General features: G+C 67.9%; 23 protein-coding genes. 17 read left to right on the top strand and 6 right to left on the bottom strand.

The window, feature by feature from the left end:
* Window positions 1–22 precede the first annotated feature (22 nt).
* The 3 genes from ACFWVD_RS16975 to ACFWVD_RS16985 are packed head-to-tail and all read left to right on the top strand — an operon-like array spanning window position 23 to window position 3,484.
* Entirely contained in the window at window positions 23–1,690 is a 1,668-nt protein-coding gene (locus tag ACFWVD_RS16975; RefSeq protein WP_379243670.1) for an FAD-dependent oxidoreductase, read from the top strand.
* A complete protein-coding gene (locus tag ACFWVD_RS16980; RefSeq protein ID WP_379243672.1) occupies window positions 1,687–3,144 on the top strand; it encodes an ATP-binding protein in 1,458 nt (485 codons plus the stop codon). The genes ACFWVD_RS16975 and ACFWVD_RS16980 overlap by 4 nt, the downstream gene beginning before the upstream one ends.
* Entirely contained in the window at window positions 3,137–3,484 is a 348-nt protein-coding gene (locus ACFWVD_RS16985) for a UBP-type zinc finger domain-containing protein (RefSeq protein WP_379243674.1), read from the top strand. Before ACFWVD_RS16980 ends, ACFWVD_RS16985 begins: the two co-directional genes overlap by 8 nt.
* Here the strand turns inward: ACFWVD_RS16985 and ACFWVD_RS16990 are convergent, their stop codons facing one another.
* The gene (locus ACFWVD_RS16990; protein ID WP_379243676.1) at window positions 3,485–3,937 is read right to left on the bottom strand and encodes a hypothetical protein; all 453 of its coding nucleotides are present in this window, start codon (window positions 3,935–3,937) and stop codon (window positions 3,485–3,487) included. It lies immediately after the preceding gene.
* A gap of 29 nt (window positions 3,938–3,966) precedes the next feature.
* On the opposite strand from ACFWVD_RS16990, the gene ACFWVD_RS16995 reads away from it, so the two are divergent.
* From ACFWVD_RS16995 to mnhG, 8 genes are all read left to right on the top strand, one after another.
* Entirely contained in the window at window positions 3,967–6,216 is a 2,250-nt protein-coding gene (locus tag ACFWVD_RS16995; protein ID WP_379243678.1) for an AAA family ATPase, read from the top strand.
* Between the two features lie 107 nt (window positions 6,217–6,323).
* On the top strand, window positions 6,324–7,622 hold the full coding sequence (locus ACFWVD_RS17000) for a hypothetical protein (protein ID WP_379243679.1): 1,299 nt from the start codon (window positions 6,324–6,326) through the stop codon (window positions 7,620–7,622).
* 124 nt (window positions 7,623–7,746) lie between these two features.
* Complete coding sequence (locus ACFWVD_RS17005) at window positions 7,747–10,533, top strand: Na+/H+ antiporter subunit A (RefSeq protein ID WP_379243681.1); 2,787 nt, start codon at window positions 7,747–7,749, stop codon at window positions 10,531–10,533.
* On the top strand, window positions 10,530–10,913 hold the full coding sequence (locus ACFWVD_RS17010) for a Na(+)/H(+) antiporter subunit C (protein WP_379243683.1): 384 nt from the start codon (window positions 10,530–10,532) through the stop codon (window positions 10,911–10,913). The genes ACFWVD_RS17005 and ACFWVD_RS17010 overlap by 4 nt, the downstream gene beginning before the upstream one ends.
* On the top strand, window positions 10,910–12,505 hold the full coding sequence (locus ACFWVD_RS17015; protein WP_379243685.1) for a Na+/H+ antiporter subunit D: 1,596 nt from the start codon (window positions 10,910–10,912) through the stop codon (window positions 12,503–12,505). The genes ACFWVD_RS17010 and ACFWVD_RS17015 overlap by 4 nt, the downstream gene beginning before the upstream one ends.
* A complete protein-coding gene (locus tag ACFWVD_RS17020) occupies window positions 12,502–13,047 on the top strand; it encodes a Na+/H+ antiporter subunit E (RefSeq protein ID WP_379243687.1) in 546 nt (181 codons plus the stop codon). The genes ACFWVD_RS17015 and ACFWVD_RS17020 overlap by 4 nt, the downstream gene beginning before the upstream one ends.
* On the top strand, window positions 13,044–13,304 hold the full coding sequence (locus ACFWVD_RS17025; RefSeq protein ID WP_379243689.1) for a monovalent cation/H+ antiporter complex subunit F: 261 nt from the start codon (window positions 13,044–13,046) through the stop codon (window positions 13,302–13,304). Before ACFWVD_RS17020 ends, ACFWVD_RS17025 begins: the two co-directional genes overlap by 4 nt.
* Window positions 13,301–13,603, top strand: coding sequence for a monovalent cation/H(+) antiporter subunit G (mnhG, locus tag ACFWVD_RS17030; protein ID WP_379243691.1), 303 nt, complete (start codon window positions 13,301–13,303; stop codon window positions 13,601–13,603). The genes ACFWVD_RS17025 and mnhG overlap by 4 nt, the downstream gene beginning before the upstream one ends.
* Before the next feature lie 24 nt (window positions 13,604–13,627).
* Here mnhG and ACFWVD_RS17035 read toward each other — a convergent pair whose 3' ends face one another.
* From ACFWVD_RS17035 to ACFWVD_RS17055, 5 genes are all read right to left on the bottom strand, one after another.
* A complete protein-coding gene (locus tag ACFWVD_RS17035) occupies window positions 13,628–14,980 on the bottom strand; it encodes a DUF5933 domain-containing protein (protein WP_379243693.1) in 1,353 nt (450 codons plus the stop codon).
* Between the two features lie 50 nt (window positions 14,981–15,030).
* Window positions 15,031–16,173, bottom strand: a complete 1,143-nt coding sequence (locus tag ACFWVD_RS17040) for a glutamate--cysteine ligase (RefSeq protein ID WP_379243695.1) — start codon at window positions 16,171–16,173, stop codon at window positions 15,031–15,033.
* Between the two features lie 10 nt (window positions 16,174–16,183).
* The gene (locus tag ACFWVD_RS17045) at window positions 16,184–16,882 is read right to left on the bottom strand and encodes a superoxide dismutase family protein (RefSeq protein ID WP_379243697.1); all 699 of its coding nucleotides are present in this window, start codon (window positions 16,880–16,882) and stop codon (window positions 16,184–16,186) included.
* An 86-nt stretch (window positions 16,883–16,968) separates the two neighbouring features.
* Window positions 16,969–17,514, bottom strand: a complete 546-nt coding sequence (locus tag ACFWVD_RS17050) for a LytR C-terminal domain-containing protein (protein ID WP_379243699.1) — start codon at window positions 17,512–17,514, stop codon at window positions 16,969–16,971.
* A gap of 42 nt (window positions 17,515–17,556) precedes the next feature.
* Complete coding sequence (locus ACFWVD_RS17055; RefSeq protein WP_379243701.1) at window positions 17,557–17,892, bottom strand: DUF3263 domain-containing protein; 336 nt, start codon at window positions 17,890–17,892, stop codon at window positions 17,557–17,559.
* Between the two features lie 171 nt (window positions 17,893–18,063).
* On the opposite strand from ACFWVD_RS17055, the gene ACFWVD_RS17060 reads away from it, so the two are divergent.
* The 6 genes from ACFWVD_RS17060 to ACFWVD_RS17085 all read left to right on the top strand — a co-directional run bounded on the left by ACFWVD_RS17060 (window position 18,064) and on the right by ACFWVD_RS17085 (window position 25,465).
* Window positions 18,064–18,654 carry a peptide deformylase gene (locus ACFWVD_RS17060; RefSeq protein ID WP_379243703.1) on the top strand — a complete coding sequence of 197 codons (591 nt, stop codon included), beginning with the start codon at window positions 18,064–18,066 and terminating at the stop codon, window positions 18,652–18,654.
* Window positions 18,644–19,603, top strand: coding sequence for a GNAT family N-acetyltransferase (locus tag ACFWVD_RS17065; protein WP_379243705.1), 960 nt, complete (start codon window positions 18,644–18,646; stop codon window positions 19,601–19,603). The genes ACFWVD_RS17060 and ACFWVD_RS17065 overlap by 11 nt, the downstream gene beginning before the upstream one ends.
* Window positions 19,604–19,627: 24 nt before the next feature.
* Window positions 19,628–20,437 carry an exodeoxyribonuclease III gene (locus ACFWVD_RS17070; RefSeq protein ID WP_379243707.1) on the top strand — a complete coding sequence of 270 codons (810 nt, stop codon included), beginning with the start codon at window positions 19,628–19,630 and terminating at the stop codon, window positions 20,435–20,437.
* A gap of 70 nt (window positions 20,438–20,507) precedes the next feature.
* Window positions 20,508–21,707 carry a homogentisate 1,2-dioxygenase gene (locus ACFWVD_RS17075; protein WP_379243709.1) on the top strand — a complete coding sequence of 400 codons (1,200 nt, stop codon included), beginning with the start codon at window positions 20,508–20,510 and terminating at the stop codon, window positions 21,705–21,707.
* Window positions 21,708–21,726: 19 nt separating this feature from the next.
* Window positions 21,727–22,923 (top strand): fumarylacetoacetase, encoded by a 1,197-nt coding sequence (gene fahA, locus ACFWVD_RS17080; RefSeq protein WP_379243711.1) that lies wholly within the window; start codon window positions 21,727–21,729, stop codon window positions 22,921–22,923.
* A gap of 286 nt (window positions 22,924–23,209) precedes the next feature.
* Window positions 23,210–25,465, top strand: coding sequence for an MMPL family transporter (locus ACFWVD_RS17085; protein ID WP_379243713.1), 2,256 nt, complete (start codon window positions 23,210–23,212; stop codon window positions 25,463–25,465).
* The last annotated feature ends 52 nt before the right edge of the window (window positions 25,466–25,517 follow it).

The raw sequence follows: 25,517 nt of genomic DNA on the forward strand, positions 1-25,517 counted from the left end.
CCACCCTGAAATACTCGGTGCGGTGAGCACTCCTGCGGTAACGAAACCGGCCATTCTGAGCGTTGACGACGACCCGGGGGTTTCCCGGGCGGTGGTGCGGGACCTGCGGCGGCGGTACGGCGCCGACTACCGGATTCTGCGGGCGGAATCGGGTCCGCAGGCGTTGGAAGCGTTGCGGGAGATGAAGTTACGGGGGCAGCCGGTAGCGGTGTTGATCGCCGACTATCGGATGCCGGGGATGGACGGGATCGAGTTCCTCGAGCAGGCGATGGACCTGCACCCCTACGCGCGGCGGGTGCTGCTCACCGCGTATGCCGACACCGATGCCGCGATCAACGCGATCAACGTCATCGACCTCGATCACTACCTGCTCAAGCCGTGGGATCCGCCGGAGGAGAAGCTGTACCCGGTGATCGACGGGCTCCTGGACGTGTGGCGCGGGGCCGAGCAGCGGCCGGTGTACGAGACCAAGGTGGTGGGCGATCGGTGGTCGCCGCGATCGTCGCAGGTGCGAGAGTTCTTGGCGCGCAACCAGTTGCCGTACCGGTGGTACCCGGTCGACGAACCCGAGGGCACCCGACTGCTCGAAGCGGCGGGCGCCGATCCGCTGACGTGTCCGGTGGTGATCACCGCCGCAGGCACCGCGCTGATCCAGCCCACCGACAGCGAGCTGGCCGAAAACGTCGGTCTCACAGTCGAACCCAGTGGTGACTTCTACGATCTGATCGTGGTCGGCGGCGGTCCGGCCGGGCTCGGCGCGGCGGTGTACGGCGCGTCGGAGGGGTTGCGCACGGTGCTGGTGGAGCGCACGGCCACCGGCGGACAGGCGGGGCAGAGTTCGCGGATCGAGAACTACCTGGGGTTTCCCGACGGGGTGTCGGGGTCGCAGCTGGCGGATCGGGCGCGACGGCAGGCCACGAAGTTCGGTGCGGAGATCATCACCACCCGCGATGTGGTGGCGCTGGAAGTCAACGGTTCGGCGCGCACGGTGCGGTTTGCCGATGGTGGAAAGCTGTGTGCGCACACAGTTTTGATCGCCACGGGCGTGGACTATCGACGTCATCCGGCACCGGGCGTGGACGAATTCACCGGTCGCGGTGTGTATTACGGATCAGCAATGACCGAGGCAGCGGAGTGCGCCGAGCAGGAGGTCTACATCGTCGGCGGCGCGAACTCTGCCGGGCAGGCCGCGGTGTTCCTGTCCCGCAACGCCCGTCGCGTGCACCTGGTGGTGCGCGGTGACTCACTGGCGAAGTCGATGTCGCACTATCTCGTTCAGCAGATCGCGGCGATTCCCAACATCGTCGTGCACACCGAAACCGAGGTGGTCGGTGTCGACGGCGACGCACATCTCGAGCGAATCATCCTGCGCGACAACACCACCGGCACCGAGGACAAGGTCGATGCCCAACGCCTGTTCCTGTTCATCGGCGCCGCACCGCAAACCGGCTGGCTCGACGGCGTGGTCACCCGTGACGCCGCGGGTTACGTGCTGGCCGGACCCGACCTGATGGTCGACGGCGCCCGACCGCCCGGCTGGGAACTCCCCCGCCCACCCCAACACCTGGAAACCAGCGTCCCCGGTGTGTTCGTCGCGGGCGACGTGCACGCCGAATCCGCCAAACGGGTCGCCTCCGCGGTCGGTGAGGGCGCGATGGCGGTCATGCTCGTACATCGGTACCTCGCATGATCTGCGACCCGGAGGAACTGCGCACCCTGTTCCTGTTCGAGAAGCTGTCCGACGCGCAGCTCGCCGAACTGTGCGCGGTCGGCAAGATCGAATACGTCGATCCCGGCCCGGTTTTCCGCGAAGGCGAACCCGCGCGCAACTTCTACGTGCTGATCGACGGCGAAGTGCGGCTGACCAAGCTGTCGGGCGGGGTGGAAGTCGAGATCAACCGCACCGGCAATCGCGGCGTGTACGCGGGCGCCTGGATGGCCTACATGGGCGACAAGGTGAGCCAGGACTACAACGGCTCCATGTACGTCCTACGCCGGTCCCGTTTCCTGGTCCTGGCCGCCGACGATTTCGCGCGCGTGATGAACGAGTGGTTCCCGATGGCGGTGCACCTGCTCGAGGGCGTGTTCTTCGGCAGCCAGAAGTCCAGTCAGCGCATCGCCGAACGCGAACGACTGCTGGCCCTCGGTTCGCTGTCGGCCGGGCTGACCCACGAGCTCAACAACCCCGCGGCCGCCGCGGTCCGCGCGACTTCGGGCCTGCGCGAACGCGTGGCGGGAATGCGACACAAGCTGAAGATGATGGCCGAAGGCGAGTTCCCGCCGGAGGCGCTGGTCAAGCTCGTCGAACTGCAGGAACAGGCCGCCGACCAGGTCGCCAAGGCCCCCGACCTGAGTCCGCTGGAAGCCGCCGACCGCGAGGACGCGCTGGCTGACTGGTTCGAAGAACGCGGCATCGCCGACGGCTGGAACCTGGCCCCCACCTTCGTGCAGGCGGGCCTGGACACCGACTGGCTCGAAGGCGTGCACGCCACCCTGGAGGCCTGTCACGCACCGGTTTTCGAAGGCGCGGTGCGCTGGCTGAACTACACCATCGAAACCGAACTGCTGATGAACGAGATCTTCGACTCCACCACCCGCATCTCCACCCTGGTCGGCGCGGCCAAACAGTACTCGCAGATGGATCGCGCGCCCTACCAGGTCGTCGACCTGCACGAACTGCTCGACTCCACGCTGGTGATGCTCAACCGCAAGCTCGGCGACGGCGTGCGCGTGGTCAAGGACTACGACCGCGGCCTGCCCCCGGTCCCCTGTTTCGCCGCCGAACTCAACCAGGTGTGGACCAACCTCATCGACAACGCCGTCTACGCGATGGGCGGGCAGGGCACGCTCACCATTCGCACCTTCAAGGAAAACGATTGCGCGGCCGTCGAAATCGCCGACACCGGCCCCGGCATCCCGGCCGAACTCCGCAGCCGCATCTTCGAACCGTTCTTCACCACCAAACCGGTCGGCGACGGCACGGGCCTGGGCCTGGACATCTCGTTCCGGATCGTGACGAACAAACACAACGGCGACATCCGGGTCGAATCAGAACCAGGCAACACGCGGTTCATCGTCCGACTGCCCCTGCACCCCGCGCAGGAGGATGGGAGCACACCAACTACAGGAGGTCAGGATGGCTGAAGCGGGCATCGATCCCAGCGTGCCGCCCAGCGGCGCGGGCTGCGTGGAGTGCGACGAGACCGGCGGCTGGTGGGTGCACCTGCGCCGCTGCGCCCAGTGCGGACACGTGGGCTGCTGCGACAGCTCACCGAGCAAGCACGCGACCAAGCACTTCCAGGCCACCCAGCACCCGTTCATGCAGAGCTACGAGCCGGGCGAGGACTGGTTCTACAACTTCGCCACCGGCGAGATGTACAGCGACGGACCAGAACTCGCCCCGCCCACCAGCCATCCCGCCGATCAGTCCGTGCCCGGCCCCGCCTCGCGCGTGCCGATGGACTGGCAGTCGCAGATCAGCTGACTACGGCTTCATCCCGGCGGCGTCGGCGACCGGCTTGTCGGCGTTGCCAGGAACCAGGCAGACCAGCTTGGCCGTGCTCAGTGCCACGTTGGGGCTGCCTTCGAACGGGCCGCCGGGGTTTTCCGCGAGGATCACGTCGATCGCCTGCTTCTCGCCGTCGGCGTCCAGGGTCTTGAACTGCGCGCAGGTGATGCCCGCGCTGACCGCGGCCGGAGTGGGCGCGGCGGAGGTCTTGGTGGTGGTGGCGGGTGCGCTGGCGCTGGGCGTGCCCTTGCGCAGGCCGTTGGCGTCGGCGGATTCGTCGGCGGAACCGCACCCGGCCAGTGCCAGTGTCCCGGCGGCCAGAACAACGAGGGAGATTCGGTTCATCTGCTGCTTTCCCCGGTAGATCGCGGCGCCGGCACCTCCGGCGCGTCCGGTGCAGCGTACCGACTGGCGTACAGAGTTCGTCATGTCGCTCAGAATGGCCCGTCGACCTTGCGATGCTCCTATCGAATCCTGATCGCGCGCGAACACGGCAGAATGGGGCGGTGGCTGAACTTTCGCTCACCGCCCGGCTCAACCCCTCCGCCGCCGACGCCCGCCGCGGGGTGGTGCGCCTGCACCCCGAGACGCTGACGGCCCTGGGCCTACGCGAATGGGACGGCATCGCGCTGATCGGTGCGCGCCGGACCGCCGCGGTGGTGGCGAAAGCGCCCGCGGGGAGTCCGCCCGGCGTTGCCCTGCTCGACGACGTGACGCTGTCGAATGTGGGGTTGCGGGAGAACGCTTCGGTGGTCGTCGCGCCGGTGACGGTGTTCGGCGCCAAACAGATCTCGCTGAGCGGTTCGGCGCACGCGATGGCCAGTATTCCGGCGGCCACCCTGCGGCAGGCGCTGCTGGGCAAAGTGGTGACGGTGGGTGACACGGTGTCGCTGCTGCCGCGCGATCTGGGCCCCGACATCAGTTCGTCGGCGGCCACGCAGGCGCTGTCGCGTGCGTTCGGGATCGCCTGGACCACCGAGCTGCTCACGGTCACCGCGATCGATCCGATGCCGGGACCGGTTAGCGTGCAACCGAATTCGGCGGTGGGGTGGGGTGCCGGGGCTGCGGCGATCATGCACGCTGTCGAACGTGACGGTGAGACCGATCGGGCAATGCTCCAACCTGTGGACACGGTAGGCCCAGTCAGTGCGCCGGTGCTGGCGGAGGATCTCGCCGGAGTCCAGGGCCAGGCAGCCAAACTCGGCGAATGGCTGAGCTTGGCTCTCGACGAGCCCGAGTTGCTCAAATCCCTTGGGGCCCCGGCGGATCTGGGTGTGCTCATCACCGGTCCGGCGGGCGTCGGGAAGGCCACTCTGGCCAAAGCCGTTGCCGCACCGCGTCGCATCATCGAACTGGACGGCCCCGGCGTCGGCGCGACCGAGAGCGGCGCCAGACTGCGCACGGTCGCCGAAGCCGTCGCCGATGTGGCCACCGGTCAGGGCGGTGTCCTGCTGATCACCGATATCGACGCCCTGCTGCCCGCCGAAGCCGAACCCGTCGCCACCCTCATCCTCGACCAGTTGCGCGCAGCCGTGCGCACCCCCTGCGTCGCCCTGCTGGCCACCACAGCCCATCCGACACAGGTGGATTCGCGTCTGCGCGGCCCCGACCTGTGCGATCGCGAACTCGCTCTGCCGCTGCCGACTGCGGCGATCCGACGCGCCCTCCTGGAACAGCTGCTGCGCAAAGTACCCGCAGGAACACTCGACCTCGATGTAATCGCCTCGCGCACACCGGGTTTCGTCGTAGCCGATCTGACCGCACTCTGCCGGGAAGCAGCTGTGCGCGCGGCCGGTCGAGCCAGCCGCGAACACACCGAACCCGAACTCACCCAGAACGACCTGGTCGGCGCGCTCGACGTCATCCGGCCTCTCTCTCGTTCGGGCACAGAGGAATTGGCGATCGGTTCCCTGGACCTCGACGACGTCGGCGACATGGTCGAAACCAAACAGGCCCTCACCGAAACCGTCCTGTGGCCGCTGCGCCACCCCGACTCGTTCGCCCGCCTGGGCATCGACCCGCCGCGCGGTGTCCTGCTCTACGGCCCGCCCGGCTGCGGCAAGACCTTCCTCGTGCGAGCGCTGGCGGGCACCGGTCAACTCAGTGTGCACGCGGTGAAAGGTGCTGAGCTGATGGACAAGTGGGTCGGCTCCTCCGAACGTGCCGTGCGCGAACTGTTCCAGCGGGCCCGCGATTCGGCCCCGTCGCTGATCTTCCTCGACGAGGTCGACGCGCTCGCTCCCCGACGCGGCCAGAACAGCGACTCCGGCGTCTCCGACCGGGTGGTCGCCGCCCTGCTCACCGAACTCGACGGTGTCGAACCGCTGCGCGATGTGGTGGTGGTCGCCGCGACGAACCGGCCCGAACTGATCGACCCCGCGCTGCTGCGGCCCGGCCGACTCGACCGGCTCGTATTCGTCCCGCCGCCGGACGGTGCGGCCCGCCTGGAGATCCTGCGCACCGCGGGCCGCTCGGTCCCGCTCGCACCGGATGTCGATCTGGCCGCACTGGCCGAGGATCTCGACGGCTACTCCGCCGCCGACTGCGCCGCACTACTGCGCGAAGCGGCCCTGTCCGCCCTGCGCCGAGACATGTCCGCCGCCGACGTCACCGCCCAAGACGTGGCCACCGCCCGCGCCACCGTGCGCCCCTCCCTCGACCCCGCACAGGTCGAATCACTACGCCGCTACGCCCACAACAGGAGCTGATCCGTCGACAACAGTGGCTTGATCCGTACTCCCGCGCGGGGACTCGCACCCGCTGATCACCCACGACCTCCCAGGTGGCAGGGGTAATCGCCGGTATCGTCGATCCGGTGCCCAAGATCGGGAATGGTCTGGACGCGGTCACCGCATTCGCCGGGGCCGCGGCAGCGGGGATGTCGCTGTTTCTGCCCTTCACCTTCGGCATCGGCTCCACCCTCGAGTCGCCCTATCGCGTCACCAGCCTGGTCAACAGCGTCCCGCGCGCGGCGGCGCTGGGCCTGATCGTGGCCGTGGTCGTGGCCGTGCTGATCCGGCCGATCACCCGGCCCGGGCTGGTCTGGCTCGTGGCGACGGGCGCGGCGGCGGCTTCGGGGGTGAACTACGCGCTCGGACTGTGGATGACCTCCGCCGATGTGCTGTCCACCCAGAACTACATCGACGCGCTCACCGGTGGCGTGCTGTTGGGTTCGCTGGGCATCTGCGCGTTGCGATTGTGGTGGGCCGCAATCGGTTTCGCGCTGGGCATCGTGACGGTGTTCGTGTACGGCGAGGTAGTCGCGGTGTTCAGCTCGAACACCGCGGCCACGGCGCAGACCGCGGTGCACACGCCGATCTGGCTGATCGGCGGCGCGTGCGTGCTGTTGGCGGCGAACACGCTGCGGCACCGGCACGGCTTCATGCCGACCCCGTCCCCACGCCTGGCCGCGGACCTGCCGATCAGCCCGATCGTGTCCATCACCGTGCTGTCGTTGTCGCTGCTGCTGGCCACCGAATGGCTCGGGCTCGAGTTCGACGGGCGCCGCAACAACTTCGGGTCGATCGCGGTGGCGGTGACGGTGACCGTGGTGGCGGCCTTCATCGCCGCGGTCCTGTTGCCGGGGCGCGACGGCGCGGCCGTGCTGGTGGCGGTCAGTCTGGCCGCGGCGGGCGACGCGCTGGGTGACGCCGAGGCACTGGGTCCGCATCTGGTGCTCGTGCTGGCGATCGGCGCGGCCGCGATCCTGGCGGGACTGCGCTGGGCCACACCGTGGGGCGCGCTGTTGGGCGTCGGCGCGGTCTGCGTGTTCGCGGCGCTGGCCGATCGGCTGCCGTGGTCGATCGCGTGGACGTCGGGCGTGGTGCTGCTCACCGCCGCAACGGGTTTCGCGGCTGGCTCGGTGCGGGTCACGTACCTGCCCAGTGCGGTGCTGGGGATCGGCGCGCTGTACCTGCCGTCGGTGCTGTGGTCCATTCCCACCCGGCATCGGCAATGGCCGACCAGCTCGACCCCGGTCGACGAGGGCACGCCGGGTCGCGTCGCGCTGGCCATCACGATCAGCGCCGCCGCAGCACTGATGCTGCTGTACCGGATCAGGCCGGCCACCCCTGCACCGGCAGGGCCCGATCCCACAACGCCCCCCGACCCGTAGCGCGATAGCCGCACCCCGCGCGACATGGCCGACGCGACAACCGCGGTGCCGCCGAACATCCCGTTCCCGCCCGTAGGATCGAGCCCGCGCTACTCGACCGCTACCTACCTTGACGGAGGGGGAGTTGCTAGCCGTACTGCTCGTTCACGCACTGGCCGCACTGCTGGCCCCGCTGTGCGTGCGAGTGCTGGGCCGCAACGCTTTCTACCTGCTGGCGCTGGTCCCGCTCGGTGGCCTGGGTTGGGTGATCGCGCACTGGGGCGAAACCGTGCGCACGCGGGTGGAGTGGGCGCCGCAGATTTCGATGAACATCGATCTGCGGTTCGATGCGCTGTCCGCGGTGCTGTGCACGCTGATCCTGGGCGTCGGCGCGCTGATCCTGGCCTATTGCGGCCGCTACTTCGAACGTGACGAAGCACGGCTGGGTGTGTTCGCCGCCGAGCTGACCGGATTCGCCGGTGCCATGTTCGGCCTGGTCACCAGCGATAACATGTTGCTGCTGTACGTGTTCTGGGAAATCACCACGGTTCTGTCGTTCCTGCTCGTCGGCCATTACGCCGAACGTTCGGTGAGTCGAAGGGCCGCGATCCAGGCGCTGTTGGTGACGGGCGCGGGCGGGCTGGCGATGCTGGTCGGGATCGTCATTCTCGGACTGCGCTACAACAGTTTCCTGCTCTCGGACCTGCTCGCGCACACTCCCCCGGGCGGCAGCGCGGTGTCGGTGGCGGTCGGCTTGGTGCTGCTGGGCGCGATCAGCAAGTCCGCGATTGTGCCGCTGCACTTCTGGCTGCCCGGCGCGATGGCGGCGCCCACACCGGTCAGCGCGTATCTCCATGCCGCCGCGATGGTGAAAGCGGGCGTCTACCTGGTCGCCCGGCTGGCACCCGCACTCGCGCAGACCCCGCCCTGGCACCTGATGTTGTTGCCGCTGGGCATCATCACCATGCTGCTGGCCGGGTGGCGAGCGATCCAGGTGCACGACCTGAAGTTGGTGTTGGCGTTCGGCACCGTCAGCCAACTGGGTCTGATGATCACCATGGTCGGCATCGGCACCCCCGACGCCGCCCTGGCCGGACTCACCTTGCTGGTAGCGCACGGACTGTTCAAGGCCTGCCTGTTCATGGTGGTCGGCATCATCGACCACGGTGCGGGCACCCGCGACCTGCGCAGACTGTCGGGCCTGGGCCAACGCGCACCGGTGCTGTGCGCGATCGCGATACTCGCCGCGCTGAGCATGGCCGGACTGCCCCCGCTGCTCGGATTCGTCGGCAAGGAATCGGCACTGAGCGCGCTGTGGTCGGCGGAAGTATTGAGCACGCCGGTGCGCGTGGCGATGCTGGCCGGAGTCACTATCGGATCGGCGTTCACCGTGGCCTATGCGATCCGATTCGTCTGGGGCGCTTTCGGCATCACCGCGAACCCCGAACGCGAAACGACCTGGCACGCACCCGGTCCACTGCTGCTCGGCCCGCCCGCGGTGCTCGCAGTGGCCGGGCTGGTCGGCGGTCTCACCACCCCGACCGTGGACCGCTGGCTCAACCCCTACGCCGAGTCACTGTCCGGCGTGCTCGACACCCACCTCGCCCTCTGGCACGGTTTCAACGGCCCGCTCGGCCTGACGGTGCTCATCGTCGCCACCGGTGTGGCCCTGTTCCTGATCCGCGGCCGCATCGGCGAACCCGCCCACCCGCGCCTCGGCAACGCCGACCGCAACTACGACGCGGCCCTGCGCGCGATGGACCGCCTCTCGCTGCGAATCACCGGCACCGTGCAGTCCGGTTCGCTCCCCGCCAGCCAGGCCACGATCCTCGGCACGCTCATCATCTTGCCCACGGTGCTGCTCGCGGTCGGCACCCGCACGGGAGTGCAACTGCGACTGTGGGATTCGCCGCTGCAGGCCGGGATCGGCGGGATCATGATCGCGATGGCGTTGGCCGCCACCGTCTTACGCAATCGTCTGGCCAGCGTGCTCGTGGTCGGCGTGGTGGGTTACGGCTGCGGCGTGATCTTCGCACTGCACGGTGCGCCCGATCTGGCACTGACCCAATTCCTGGTCGAGACAGTCACTTTGGTCACTTTCGTGCTGGTGCTGCGGGCGTTCCCCGCGGAGATCGCCGAAAGCCAGGGCACCGCCTTCAAATTCCGGCGAGCACTGCTGGCGATCGCCGTCGGCGTCACCGTCCCCGTGCTGGCCGCGTTCGCGATCGCCGCCCGCCACAGCGACCCGATCTGGCACGCGATCCCGGATGCCGCCTACCGACTGGGCGGCGGCAAGAACGCGGTCAACGTCCTGCTGGTGGACATCCGCGCCTGGGACACCCTCGGCGAGATCTCGGTGCTGGTGGTCGCCGCGACCGGTGTCGCCTCGCTGGTGTTCCGCAGCCGCCGCTTCGGCAGCGCCCCCCGCGCCGCCGAATCACCCCACTACGACCCCGACAAGGTGAGCTGGCTGCCCGCCGCGCGCCTGCTCGACAGCCGCGACCGGTCGATGGTCCTGCAGATCACCACCCGCCTGGTCTTCCCCACCATCATGGTGCTGTCGGTGTACTTCTTCTTCTCCGGCCACAACGCCCCCGGCGGCGGCTTCGCGGGCGGCCTGGTCGCCGGGCTCGCGCTGACCCTGCGCTACCTCGCGGGCGGACGCTACGAACTGGGCGAAGCCCTCCCGGTCGACGCCGGTCACCTGCTCGGCGCGGGCCTCACCTTGGCCGCGGGCACCGCGACCGCCTCGCTGCTACTGGGCGCACCCCCACTGTCCTCCACCATCATCGAGGTGACCCTGCCCCTGCTGGGCAATATCAAGCTGGTCACCGCCATGTTCTTCGACCTCGGCGTCTACCTGGTGATCGTCGGGCTCGTGCTGGACGTGCTGCGCAGCCTCGGCGCCCGCCTGGACAAGGAACTGTCATGAGCGCGAACCTGATCATGCTCATCACCATCGGCGTGCTGACCGCGTGCGGGGTCTACCTGCTGCTCGAGCGAGTGGTGTCGAAGATGCTGCTGGGGATGATCCTGCTCGGCAACGCCGTCAACCTGCTGATCCTGACCCTGGGCGGCCCCGACGGCAAACCGCCGATCATCGCGGGCTCCGACACCTCCCCCGAAGGCATGGCCGACCCGCTCGCCCAAGCGATGGTGCTCACCGCGATCGTGATCACCATGGGCCTGGCCGCTTTCGTGCTCGCCCTGGCCTACCGCGCGTACATGCTGACCACCACCGAAGACATCACCAACGACCCCGAGGACGCCCAGGTCGCCTCCCGCCGCGAACGGGAGGACCCCGAACTGTGACGCTGTCCCCGGATGTCCTGCCCGGCATCGCCGCACTGCCCGTGCTGGTTCCGCTGCTGGCCGCCGCGGCCACCCTGGTGTTCGGCCGACGCCCGCGAGTACAGGCCATGATCACGCTGTCGGCACTGTCGGTGGTGCTGGTGATCAGCGCCCTGCTGCTGTACCTGGCCGACCGCGACGGCACCACCGCCGTGCAGGTCGGCGGCTGGCCGACCCCGATCGGCATCACCCTGGTGGTGGACCGACTCAGCGCCGCCATGCTGCTGGTCTCGGCCTTCGTCCTGCTCGTGGTCTCGATTTACGGTGCGGGACAGAACATTTCCGACGGCGACGAACACCAACCCACCTCGATCTACCGCCCCACCTACCTGATCCTGACCGCGGGCGTGTCGACCGCGTTCCTGGCCGGTGACCTGTTCAACCTGTTCGTCGGCTTCGAAATCCTGCTCGTCGCCTCGTTCGTGCTGCTCACCGTGGGCGCCACCGAGGAACGCATCCGCACCGGCATCGCCTACGTGATGGTGTCGATGGTGTCGTCGCTGATCTTCCTGATCGGCATCGCCATCACCTACGCGGCCACGGGCACCCTGAACCTCGCGCAGCTGGCCGTGCGACTGGAAGCCATCCCCGACGGCGTGCGCACCGCCTGCTACGCGGTGCTGCTGGTGGCGTTCGGGATCAAGGCGGCGGTGTTCCCGCTGTCGAGCTGGCTGCCCGACTCCTACCCCACCGCGCCCGCACCGGTCACCGCGGTGTTCGCGGGCCTGCTCACCAAAGTCGGGGTGTACGCGATCATCCGCACCCACACGCTGTGGTTCCCCGACGGCGCGTTCGACAACATCCTGTTGGTGTGCGGCCTGGCGACCATGCTCGTCGGCATCCTCGGCGCCATCGCGCAGACCGATATCCGACGACTGCTGTCGTTCACCCTGATCAGCCACATCGGCTATATGGTCTTCGGCATCGGCCTGGCCACCACCGCCGGACTGACCGGCGCGGTGTTCTACGTGGCCCACCACATCCTCGTGCAGACCGCGCTGTTCCTGGCCGTGGGACTGATCGAACGGCAGGCCGGGTCGGTGTCGCTGCGCCGGATCGGCGGCCTGGCCACCGCGAGCCCGCTACTGGGCGTGCTGTTCCTGCTTCCTGCCTTGAATCTCGGTGGCATTCCGCCCTTTTCGGGGTTCATCGGCAAGGTCGCACTCCTGGAAGCTGGTGCCGCTGAGGGCAGCGTGTTGGCCTGGGTACTGGTCGCCGGCTCGGTGATCACGAGCCTGCTCACGCTGTACGCGGTCGCGCGAGTGTGGAGCAAAGCCTTCTGGCGGCCGCGCGAGGAAGCCCCGGAAGGACACCTCACCGCCGCGAATCTGCCTACGCTGGTGGAGGATTCGACCGACGTGCATTACGAGGACCGCACCGACCCCGGCCGGATGCCGGTACTGATGGTGCTGGCGACCGCCGGACTCGTGACCGCCGGACTCGCACTCACTGTGTTCGCCGGCCCGATCCTCGGCATCGCCGAACGCGCAGCCGACGACCTGCACAACCCGTCGGTCTACATCGACTCCGTCCTCGGTCCGGTGGCGCAATGAGCCGACTCGTCAACCGCGACAACGTCCTTCGCCTCGGCGTGCTGGTCTGGCTGACCGCAGTCTGGGTAGCACTGTGGGGTGACCTGAGCATCGCCAACGTGCTCGGCGGCATCGTCGTCGCACTGATCGTGGTCGTCGCCCTACCCCTGCCACTGGTTCCGGTCTCCGGCCGTTTCCACCCGCTGTCGTTCCTCGAATTACTCGCTGTGAGCACCTATTACGCCCTGGAATCGAGTCTGCAGGTCGCCTGGTTCGCCATCCGCCCCGCAGGTCCCCCCGTCTCGGGCGTGCTGCGCGTGCACCTGGGCATCCAGTCCGACCTCGTGCTGGTGATGTGCACCGACCTGCTCAACCTCATTCCCGGGACCATGGTCCTGGAACTGGACCGCCCCCGCTGCGTGGTCTACGTCCACGTCCTGGATGTGGGCAGCGACGAAGCGGTCGCGAAGTTCTACCGCACGACCCGACGGCTGGAGCACCTGATGATCAACTCCTTCGAACGACCCAGCGAACGACGTCGCCCCACGCGGGTACAACCGTGACCGCCGTAGCCGTGATCGCCGCGGTCCTGCTCACCGCCGCCGCGGTGATCACCAGCTACCGCGTGCTCGCCGGACCCAGCACGCTGGACCGGGTCGTCGGCATCGATTCGCTGATGGCCATTTCGGCCTCGGCCCTGGCGGTATGGGCGGCGTACAGCGGCGACACCTCGGTGATCCCGGCGATCGTGGCGCTGTCGCTGGTGGGGTTCCTCGGCTCGGCCGCGGTCACTCGATTCCGCGTGCGGGACGACCGGTGAGCGCGTGGGAGTGGGTCTCGGCGATCCTGATCCTGGCCGGTTGCGTGCTCGCCTTCACCGCGTCGATCGGCATCGTCCGCTTCCCCGACACCCTCACCCGCATGCACGCGGCCACCAAACCGCAGGTGGTCGGCCTGATCTTGGTGCTGCTCGGCACGGGCATCGACATCCGCGGGGACGTCGATGTCTGGATGTTGGTGCTCACCGGCCTGTTCACGATCATCACGGCCCCGGTGGTCGCCCACCTCATCGGCCGCACCGCCTACCGCGAACAACGCCACCGGGACGGAATCTCCTAGCGGCCGAAGGATTCCGGCATCCGGTCAGGCCAGTTGCTCGACGGAGCCGGCCTGGCGCGCAGCCGGAGCAGCGGCGAACCAGGTGTTGTGGAAGGCCACGACCACCGCCACCAACAGCCCGATCACGATCGCGCCCCCGGCCATCGGATATTCGGCCATCGGCACCGCCAGATACCGGTACGCCAACAGCAGCGCCGCGAACACCGCCACCCCGAACCCGACCAGTCGAATCCGGAACGCACCCCACCCACGCTCGGGCGCACGCAACGCCGACTCCACCGTCAGGCACAGCACCGCGCCCGCGACCAGATCCACGCCGTAGTGGTAGCCGAAGCCCAGCGTGGCGGTGACCGTGGCGGCCAGCCAGAACGCCCCGCCCCAGCGCATCCAGACCGGCGCGCGCGACCCGTCGATGTCACGGCGGGTGTGGATGAACAGCGCCAGCGCCCAGGCGGTGTGCATCGAGGGCATGCAGTTGCGCGGGGTGACCTCGTCGAACGTCAACGCGGACGGATTCGAGTCGATCGGCGGCAGCGCGGCGGGCCAGAAGTTGCCCACCTCGAACCCGTGCCCGTCGGCCCCGAACGCGAACATCGGCCCCACCACCGGGAACAGCACATAGAACAGCGGCCCGACCAAGCCCAGGACCAGGAACGTGCGCACCAGATAGTGGCTGGGCCAGTGCCCGGTGGTGACCACCTTGCGCAGCTGCCACACCGCCACCGCGATCGCCGCCACCGGCAGTTCGATATAGACCCAGTGCAGCACCGCGTACACCTCGGGCCCGAGCACATCCAGCACCCGCCCGACCACCCATGACGGGTCACCGAGCGCGTGATCGGCCAGCAGCGCGTATTCGTCGAGCACCGTGGGCCGCACGGCCGAGGTCAGGTGCAACCACACGTCACCGACCTTGGTGGCCAGCACCAACAGCGCACCCAGCGCCACGGCCTTCAACGCATCGGCGCGCTCCCGCCCACGCCACCGCACCGCCGCGATCACGCCCAGCGCCGCCAGCACGATCGTCGGACCGTTGCCGAACGACAGCGGACTACCGTCGAGCAGCCGCAACGCCACCCACACCGCATCGATCCCGATCGCCGCCGTCAGCGCGAGCACCCGTCGACGCGTGGAAATCCCGACCAGCGCGAGCACGAACCCGGCCCACGGCACCGACATCGACTTGGGCGTGCCGACGAAATCACGAGCCAGACTGACCAGCGGTCCCTCGAAGCCCATGACCGACGCGACGATCTGCAAGGCGACCAGCAGCGCGAGCACCGCGACCACCGCGATAACGGCCAGTGTCCGCGGTTCGCGCAGGCGGGAACCGAGGGTGGCACCCCCCGCCGCGGTGCGAGGTTGTTCGACAAGCATCCAGCCATCGTAAACGGCGGGTGAACGCCAGCCCGCTGCGCAGCTGAACGCTACTGATCCAGCTCGCGCACCAGTGCGTCCACGACCGCGACCATATCGCCCTGTGTGGCGGCCGCGACCCGGCGTTGCCGCTGGTAGGACGCACCGTGGCGCGGAATGTCGGCGACCGCGGCCAGCTCGTCGGCACAACCGAGCCGCCGCGCGGTCGGTTCCAATCGGGTGAGCAGGTCGGTGAGATCGTCGGTGACCAAACGCTCGTTGCTGTCGTCGTCGACGATGATGATCGCGTCCAGGCCGTAGCGCGCGGCCCGCCACTTGTTCTCCTGCACGTGCCACGGCGGCAGGGTCGGCAGCGTCTCACCGTTTTCCAGCCGCTGGTCCAGGTCCACGATCAGGCAGTGGATCAGCGCGGCCACCGAGGCCAGTTCCGCGCGGCTGGACAGCCCGTCGCACACGCGCACTTCGATGGTGCCCCACTTGGGTGCGGGCCGGATGTCCCAGTGCATGCCGCCGAGTTGTTCGAACACACCGGTTTTCACCTGGTCGTGCACGAAACCTTCGAACTGGCGCCAGTTCTCGAACTGGAACGGCAGCCCGGCGGTGGGCAACTGCTGGAACATCAACGCGCGATTGCTGGCGTAGCCGGTGTCGTCACCGGACCACATCGGCGACGACGCCGACAGCGCCAGCAGATGCGGATACGACAGCAGCAGCGAGTTCAGAATCGGAAAGACCTTGTCCCGGTGCGAAACTCCCACGTGCACGTGCACGCCCCAGATGAGCATCTGGCGGCCCCACCACTGGGTGCGCTCGATGAGTTCGTCGTAATGCGGTGAGCGCGTGAGCTGTTGGGCCGACCACTGCGCGAACGGATGCGTGCCCGCGCAGAACAGGTCGACGCCCAGCGGATCGGCCGCGCGTCGCACCGCGTCCATGGTGCCGCGCAGTTCCTCGACCGCGCCGCCGACCGTGTCGTGCACGCCGGTCACCAATTCGACTGTGTTGCGCAGTAATTCCTTGGTCACCTGCTGCGTGCCGTCGTGCGCGCGCAGGTCACCGACCGCGTCGAAGACCGCCGAGGCGGTATTGGACAGATCGCGCGTCACCTTGTCGACGAGCGCGATCTCCCATTCGATGCCGATGGTCGGCCGGGGCGAACCGTGAAACGCAACTGGCTGGAATGCCCCGGCCACGCGAGTCTCGCTAACCGACCACGCCGCAGGCCACCCGCGCGCCCGCATCACCGGTGGTCAGGGTGGTCTCGTCCGGTCCGGTGCCACCCTCACGGGTGTAGCGCGGCGGGATGTTGCCGAAGTTGTCGGCACCGGCGTGCACGATCAGCGCCTTGCCCTTGACGTTGTCGAGGGTGACCGTGTCGGTCTGGGTGACCAGCTTCGCGGAACCGTCGGCCAGCACCTGCAGCGAGGTGAGGTCACCGCTGGCCGGGTGCGCGGTGGCGGCACCGACCTGCAGATGTCCACCGGCGGAAGCGAAGTCGCCCTCACAGGTGCCGTTCTGGTGGAAGTGCAGGCCGTGGAAGCCGGGAGTGAGACCGTGCGCTTCGACGGTGACCACCAGGTGGCTCCCCGACTGCGCGATGGTCGCGGTGCCGACATCGGCACCGGCGGCGTTCTTCAGCGTGGTCTTCAGACCGCCCGCTGCCGGGGCACCGTGATCGTCACCGTGGCCGGGGGCCGCGGTGGTCGACGGTGCGGCGTGACCGCCACCGTGGCCGCCGCTTTCGCCCGCAGGCGCCGACGACGAGGTCCACACCGGCGGCGTGGTGCCCTTGACGTCACTCGACTCCTGGCTGTTGCTGCAGGCTGCGAGCCCGAGCGCGGCGACCGCGAGCACCGGGGTCACAATGCGCCAGGACGGGCGACGAGTTGTCGACGTGGCCATCAGGAGACACTCCTTATCGGACTGGGGCTATACCGCTGAAGATGATGCCACAGCGGCGCGACGGCTTGCGGCACCGCGTGCCGCGTTCAGCGACCGGTCAGTACGACTACGACACCCGGCGAGGTGTCCCCCGACTTGGGCGCGACGCTCCCACCGACCTGCGCGGCGATCTCGGTGGCCGCGGCCTTGTCGCCCGCGCCGCCGCCGTAGTACACCGTGGTGGTGGTCAGGTTCGCGCCGCTGTAGTTGCCGGTGCTCACGTTGGTCCAGCCTGCGGCGGTCAGTTCGCTCGCGGTGCGCGCGGCCAGGCCCGCGACCAGGCTGTTGTTCAGCACCCGCACCGACACCGCCTGATCCGTGCCGCCCGCGGCAGGGGTCGTGGTGGTGGTAGTGGGCGCCACGGTTGTCGTCGTGGCCTCACTGGTGGTGGTCTTCGGCGCGGCGGAGGTGGTGGCCGGCGCCTGCGCGACCGCACTCGAGGTGGTGGTCGGCGTCGGCTCCTCGGATGCCTGCGCATCGGAGTTCGACAGCGACATCGCACCCAGGCCGGCGAACACGATGCCCAGCGCGATCAACACCATCGCCAGCGCGCGCAACGGCGGTCCGCCGGGGGTGGGATTCGGGTTGCTCACCCGCCCAACCCTAGTCGTATCCGACGGTGTGTGGCTGTCATGTCAGACCTGGAAACCGAGTTTGCGCGCGGCCCGCGACTTCTGCCTGCTGGCGCGCAGTCGGCGCAGCCGCTTGACCAGCATCGGGTCGGCGGCCAGTGCCGCGTCGGAGTCGACGATGGCGTTGAGGACCTGGTAGTACCGGGTGGCGGACATGGAGAACAGCTCGCGGATCGCGTCTTCCTTGGCGCCCGCGTACTTCCACCATTTACGTTCGAAGTCGAGGATGTCCAGGTCGCGCCGACTCAGGCCGGTGCCATCGGCGACCGCCGAGTCCTGTTCGCCCGCAGTGGAGCCGTCCTGGATCCCGGAAACATGCCGAGCCGCTGCGCCGTCCATCTTGCTCCCTCGCCGAGTATCACGAGACGCTTCAATACCGTGGTCATTCAACCACGGGTGTCGCCGAACCTTCGACCCCTGTCACGGCGTGTTGACTGGCCGCCAGCAGTGGTGTCGCGGGCCACAGGGGTCGCCGCCGCGTCGCGCGCGCGGGCGGCGATAATGGCGAGCATGGCAATTCTCCCGATCGTGATCGTCGGTGACCCCGTTCTCCACAACCCCACCGCCCCGGTGACGGAGACTCCCGCGGAGCTGGCCGAGCTGATCGCGGATATGTACGACACGCTCGAAGAGTCCAAGGGTGTCGGCCTCGCCGCCAACCAGGTGGGCGTGGGCAAGCGGCTGTTCATCTACGACTGCCCCGACTTCGACGAAGCCGGCAACCAGGTCCGCCGCAAGGGCGTGGTGGTGAACCCGGTGCTGGAGACCTCGGCGATCCCCGAGACCATGCCCGACCCCGATGACGACGAGGAAGGCTGCCTGTCGGTGCCCGGCGAGCAGTTCCCGACCGGTCGCGCGGACTGGGCCAGGGTCACCGGCACCGACGAGAACGGCGACCCGGTCGACATCGAGGGCACCGGGTTCTTCGCGCGAATGTTGCAGCACGAGGTGGGTCACCTCGACGGGTTCCTGTATGTCGACGTGCTGATCGGCCGCAATGCCCGCGCCGCGAAGAAGGCGATCAAGCGAAACGGTTGGGGCACACCGGGTTTGAGCTGGATCCCGGGCACCGTGCCGGACCCCTTCGGTCATGACGACTGAAATCCCCCTCGGCCGACGGGTGGTGATGCGTTATCAGCTGCCCGCCGGTTATCCACAACCACTCACCGATGTGATCGGTGAACTGGTGTCGTTGACTCCGCCGTCGGTGCGCACTGCCGAGGGTGAGTTGGTTTCGGTGTCGCCCGATCGCGTGGTGGCGTTGAAAGCGTTGGGGCCAAGACCTATTCGGACCAAGGAGATCAGGTCGCTGGAGACGGCGGCGGCGATGGCCTGGCCGGGTACCGCGCATCTGTGGATCGACGGGTGGCTTGCGCGTGCGGGCAACGGGTACACCGGGCGCGCTAATTCGGCTGTGCCGCTGGGCAGTTCGGGTGTTCCCGCGGTGTTGTCGATCGACACGATGCACAAGATCGCGGACTGGTACACCAGTCAGGGACTGCCGCTGCTACTGCAACTGCCGGACCGGCTGGCTCCGGTGCCGCCGGGCTGGAACAGCTGGAGCGAAACTGTCGTCCTCGGACTCGACATCGCCAATTTCGTTCTCCCACAGGGTCCGTCGATGGTGCGGATCGCGCCCGAACCCGATGAGGGCTGGCTGACGGCGCATCGCTACCGCGGGGAACTGCCGCTGGACCCGAACGTGCGCGAACCGAACTTCTCTGTGCTCACCTCGGTGATCGACGGCACCCTAGGTTTCGCTTCGCTCGGCCTGCCCGAACCGCTGTCCATCGGCCGCGGCGCGGTGACCACCGCACCCGACGGCCGACGCTGGATCGGCCTCACCTGCATCGCGGTTGCCGCCGCGCATCGCCGAAAAGGACTGGGCGCGTTGGTATGCGCCGAACTGCTGCGATGGGGTGCCGAACAGGGCGCCACGCACGCCTACGTACAGGTAGAAGTCGGCAACGCCGAGGCTTTGGCCCTCTACCGCGAGCTGGGCTTCATCGAACATCACGCGTACCGGTACGCCGCTCCACAGAATCATTAGCGACTTCGAAAGGACCGCGCACCCGTGCGTCTCGCCACCTGGAACGTCAACTCGATCCGCTCCCGCGTCGATCGGGCGATCGCCTTTCTCGACCGTCACGACATCGACGTGCTGGCGTTGCAGGAGACCAAGTGTCGCGACGACCAGTTCCCGTTCGAGCAGTTCGAGGCCGCCGGGTACGAGGTGGCGCATGTGGGGCTCAATCAGTGGAACGGGGTCGCGATCGTGTCGCGGGTCGGGCTGGCCGATGTCGAGGTGGCGTTTCCCGATCAGCCCGGCTTCGACAAGAACGCGGGCGATTCGCTGATCGAAACGCCGGTGGTCGAGGCGCGCGCGCTCGGCGCGACCTGCGGCGGGGTGCGAGTGTGGAGCCTGTACGTCCCCAACGGCCGCGCGGTCGACGACCCGCACTACACCTACAAACTGCAGTGGCTGTCGACGCTGCGCGAGAAGGCGGCGGGCTGGCTCGCCGACAACCCCGACGCCAAGATCGCCCTGGTCGGCGACTGGAATATCGCCCCGACCGACGACGACGTGTGGGCCCCGGAGCTGTTCATCGGCAAGACCCACACCTCCGCACCCGAGCGCGAGGCGTTCCAGTCCATGCTCGATCTGGGCTTCCGTGACGTGATGCGCCCGTTCGCGCCCGGCCCCGGCGTCTACACCTACTGGGACTACACGCAGCTACGTTTCCCCCGCAAGGAGGGCATGCGCATCGACTTCATCCTCGCCTCGCCCGCGCTGGCCGACCAGGTCAAGGACGCGTCGGTGGACCGTGAGGAGCGCAAGGGCAAGGGCGCCAGCGACCATGCTCCGGTGATCGCCGAATTCTGACGGATTTTCCGCGCGTCTCGGTTACGTTGGAGGGAGAATTTTCAGCCTGCAACGTAGCGGGAGGTGCTCGATGTTCTATCGCCAGGTGGGTGCGGTGCCGCCGAAACGCCACACGCAACATCGCGATGAGCGGGGCAATCTCTACTACGAAGAGTTGATGGGCGAAGAGGGGTTCTCCGGGGACTCCTCGCTGCTGTATCACCGCGCCTTGCCGCCCGCGATCGTCGACGCGACGGTGTGGGAGCTGCCCGATCAGACGTTGACGCCGAATCATCCACTGCGACACCGGCATTTACGTCTTCCGCTGCTGTTTCCCGGCGACACCGCCGTCTCGACCGACCCGGTCACCGGCCGCCGACTTTTGCTGGCCAATGCGGATGTGCGGATCTCGTACGTCGTCGCCAAGGGTGCGTCGCCGCTGTACCGCAACGCCATCGGCGACGAGCTGGTGTACGTGGAATCCGGTGCGGCCGTGGTGGAAACGGTGTTCGGGAGCTTGCCGGTTCGGCAGGGCGATCAGGTTCTGATGCCGCGTGCGACCACCCACCGCTGGCTACCGACCGGCGAGGAACCGTTGCGCGCGTATGTGATCGAGGCTTCGAGCCACATCACCCCGCCGAAGCGGTACCTGTCGAAATATGGCCAGCTGCTGGAGAACTCGCCGTACTGCGAGCGAGACCTGCACGGGCCCACCGAATTGCTGCTCATCGACGAGACCGACGTGGAGGTGCTGGTCAAGCACCGGGCGGGCAACGAGGTGATCGGCACCAAGATGACGTACGCGACGCATCCGTTCGACGTCGTCGGCTGGGACGGCTGCCTGTACCCGTACACGTTCAATATCGCTGACTTCGAACCGATTACGGGCCGCGTGCACCAACCCCCGACGGTGCATCAAGCCTTCGAAGCCACCAATTTCGTGATCTGCAATTTCGTGCCGCGCAAGGTGGACTATCACCCGCTGTCGATTCCGGTGCCGTACTACCACTCGAATGTGGATTCCGACGAGATCATGTTCTATTGCGGCGGAAACTATGAGGCGCGCAAGGGTTCCGGGATCACTCAGGGTTCGGTGTCGGTGCATCCAGGCGGTTACGCGCACGGCCCGCAGCCCGGTGCTTATGAGCGCAGTATCGGTGCGGAATTCTTCGATGAACTGGCGGTGATGGTGGATACTTTCCGGCCGCTGCAACTGGGCGAGGGTGCGCTGGCCTGCGAGGATCCCGCGTACGCGTGGACGTGGTCGGGTCGTGGGCCGGGACTGCGATGAGCGGGCAGCGGGGCGGTAGATGTCGATGATCAGCGAAGGGTCGTTGCGTGTCGAGGTGCCTGCGGACTCGCTGTTCGGGCCGGAGAATATGCCGTACGGGGTCTTCGCACCGCCCGACGGTGATTTCCGGGTCGGCTGTCGACTGGGCGATATGGTCCTGGATCTGGCTGCACTGCTGGACGATTCGGTCTTCGCACGTGCTTCCTTGAATGCCTTTCTGGCACAGGGCGCCGGCCGCTGGCGCGAGGTTCGCGAACGACTGCGCGAACTCGCCGATACGGCGCTGCCGGTCGACGCCGTGTATCCCGTGTCTTCGGTGCGGATGGCGCTGCCGGTGCGCGTCGGCGACTACGTCGACTTCTATGCCAGCATCGACCACGCCACCAATCTCGGCCGTCTGTTCCGTCCGGACAGTGAACCGCTGCTGCCGAACTGGCGTCATCTGCCGGTGGGCTATCACGGCCGCGCGGGCACGGTCGTGGTGTCGGACACGCCGATCATTCGGCCGCACGGCCAGCGTCGAACAGCCTCTGGCACACCTGATTTCGGACCGTCTCAGCGCATGGACATCGAGGCCGAATTGGGCTTCGTCGTCGGCACCGGTTCCACCCTCGGCGCACCGGTCACCGTCGACGAGTTCACCGAGCACGTGTTCGGTGTCGCCCTGGTCAACGACTGGTCGGCCCGCGACATCCAGGCCTGGGAGTACCAGCCGCTCGGCCCGTTCCTCGGCAAGTCGTTCAGCACGTCGATGTCGGCCTGGATCACCCCGCTGGCCGCCCTGTCGCAAGCCCACGTCCCACTGCCGACGCAGGATCCCGAACCGCTGCCCTACCTGCGTGGCACCGACGAATACGGCCTCGACATCGACCTGACCGTCGCCTGGAACGGTGAAACCGTCACCCGCCCACCGTATTCGCGCATGTACTGGTCCCCCGCACAGATGCTGGCCCACCTCACCGCCAACGGCGCCTCCATCCGCCCCGGCGACCTCTACGCCTCCGGCACGATCTCCGGACCTGAACGCACCGAATCTGGTTCATTCATCGAATTGTCGTGGGGTGGAGCAGAACCCATCATCGTGGGCGACCAGCAGCGCACATTCCTCGCCGATGGCGACGAGGTCAGCATTACGGCTACTGCGCCCGGCACCGAGGGAAGACGGATCGGACTCGGACAAGTCAGTGGACGAATCCTGCAGGCGCACAACACCTGAGAACTGGAACTTACGTCTGACGAAGCCACCGCGGTGCCGATACGTTGACGCGGGTTTATGCGTCGGGCCGGGCCATCCGGGGGGAAACACATCCGATGACCTGCCCATCTGTTCGACCTCGTCGGGGCTCTCCCGGTCGGGCTTCGACAGGTAACTACCTCCACCCAGGGGCGGAGATCGTAGTCCATAACTCTCCGCCCTGAGTGGGTATCGGGGAGAATCGGGCGCGGGCTACGGTGACGTCAACACGTTTCCTAGCAGTCTCCAGCAAAGAGGGCACCCGACGATGTTGACGAGAATCGCCCGCACCGCCGTCGGCCGACCCCGGCTGGTGATCGCGGTCGCGCTATTGCTGATGATCCTGTGCGGCGCGATCGGCGCCACGGTGCACTCGCACATGAAATCGGGCGGATTCGTCACCAGCGATCTCGACTCGGTGCGCGCCAACCGGTACCTGAGCGAGCATTTCCCCGGCAGCGAGCCCAATTACATCCTGACCGTCGACGCGGCGGACGGACCCGACTCCCCCGCCGCGCGCGACGCCGCCGAGCGCACGATCGCGGGTCTACGCGAGCATTCCTACGTCGCCGGGGTGCAGTCCTACTGGACCGCCGACCCCACCCTGAAACAGGCACTGCGCAGCAAAGACGGCGAGCTGGCGCTGATCATGGCCAGCATCGACGGCGATGATGCCGAGCTACCGATTCGCGCCGCCGAACTGAACGAGCAATTGCAGGTCGACAGCGGCCCGGTGACGGTGAAAGCCGGTGGTCTCGCCGCCACCTTCGCCGATATGAACGCCGAGATCAGCAAGGATCTGATCATCGCCGAGGCGATCGCGATCCCGATCACCGGTCTGCTGCTGGCCCTGGTGTTCGGCAGTCTCATGGCCGCCGCGTTGCCGGTGGCGATCGGACTGTTCGCCATCGCGGCGTCGCTGGGCATCCTGCGCGTGCTCACCGCGCTGACCGACGTGTCGATCTTCGCGCTGAACATGACCACGGCGTTGGGCTTGGCCCTGGCGATCGACTACAGCCTGTTCATCGTCAGCCGGTATCGCGAAGAGTTGGCCGGTGGTGCCACGCCGGAGGCGGCGGTGTTGCGCTCGGTTCAGACCGCGGGACGCACGGTCGTGTACTCGGCACTGGTTGTCGCGCTGTCGCTGTCGGCGCTGCTGGTGTTCCCGCAGTACTTCTTCAAGTCGTTCGCCTACGCGGGTATCGCCGTGGTCGCCGCCGCGGCCGCCGCCGCGGTGATCGTGTTGCCCGCCATGCTCATCCTGGTCGGCCACCGCATCGACGCCGGCGACCTGCGCGGCCCCTTGCGCAAGCTGTTCCGACTGTCGCCCGCGGTGGAAAGGCCGCCGCGCCAGACGTTTTGGTACGGCCTGGTCATCGCGGTGATGAAGCGCCCGATGTCGATCGCGCTGGCGACCACCGCGTTCCTGCTGCTGTTGGGCGCACCGTTCCTCGGCGTGCAATTCGGCTACCCCGACGACCGATCGCTGCCCACCGATGTCGCCAGTCGCGAGGTCGGCGACATCCTGCGCACAGAATTCGACGCCGACCTCGCCTCCAGCGCAACCATCGTGCTGCCCGAATTCCGTGGCACCGCAGCCGAGCTCGACCCCTACGCCCGCGAACTGTCCAAGGTCCCCGACGTACCTGCCGTACTCAGCAGCGCGGCGATCTACCGCAACGGACTCCGCGTGGCCGCGGGCATCCCCGCGATGTCCAGCGCGCAGCACGGCGCGTACCTGTCGGTCGCCACCTCCCTCGACCCGTACTCCGACGCGGGCGGCGCCCAACTCGACACCCTGCGTGCGATCCCCGCGCCCACCGATGCCCTGATCACCGGACCCGCTGCGCTGAACCAGGATTCGGTCACCGCCATCACCGGCAAACTACCGCTGGCGGGCGCGCTGATCGCGCTCACCACGTTGGTGGTGCTGTTCCTGTTCACCGGCAGCGTGGTCCTGCCGATCAAGGCACTGATCCTCAACATGCTCTCGCTGGCGGCGACGTTCGGCGCGATGGTGTGGATCTTCCAGGAGGGCCACCTGTCGGAACTGCTCGGTTTCACCGCCACCGGCACCCTCAACCTGGCCATGCCCATCCTCATGTTCAGTCTCGCGTTCGGCGCGTCCATGGACTACGAGGTGTTCCTGCTGTCGCGGATTCGCGAGGAATGGCTGGCCGGACCCAAAACCACCCAGGGCAACACCGAGGCCGTCGCGATGGGCGTGGCCCGCACCGGCCGCATCTTCACCGCCGCCGCCCTGCTGATGAGCATCGTGTTCCTCGGCGTGGCCACTTCGGGCGTGGCGATGATGAAGCTGTTCGGCCTGGGCTGCGCACTCGCGGTGATCAGCGACGCGACCGTCATCCGCGGCCTGCTGGCGCCCGCGCTCATGCGCATGATGGGGACCTGGAACTGGTGGGCACCGAAGCCGCTTGCCTTGCTGCACAACAAGTTCGGCCTGCATGAAGGTGACGACTCGGTGCCGGACGCGTCGAAGCGACTCGACTCGGCCTCGGTGTAGTACGTCCTGTTCGCGATCCGTCCGGTCGATCCCCGGGCGGGTCGCGAACGGC

Source organism: Nocardia sp. NPDC058666, from assembly GCF_042714895.1.
Taxonomy (GTDB): domain Bacteria; phylum Actinomycetota; class Actinomycetes; order Mycobacteriales; family Mycobacteriaceae; genus Nocardia.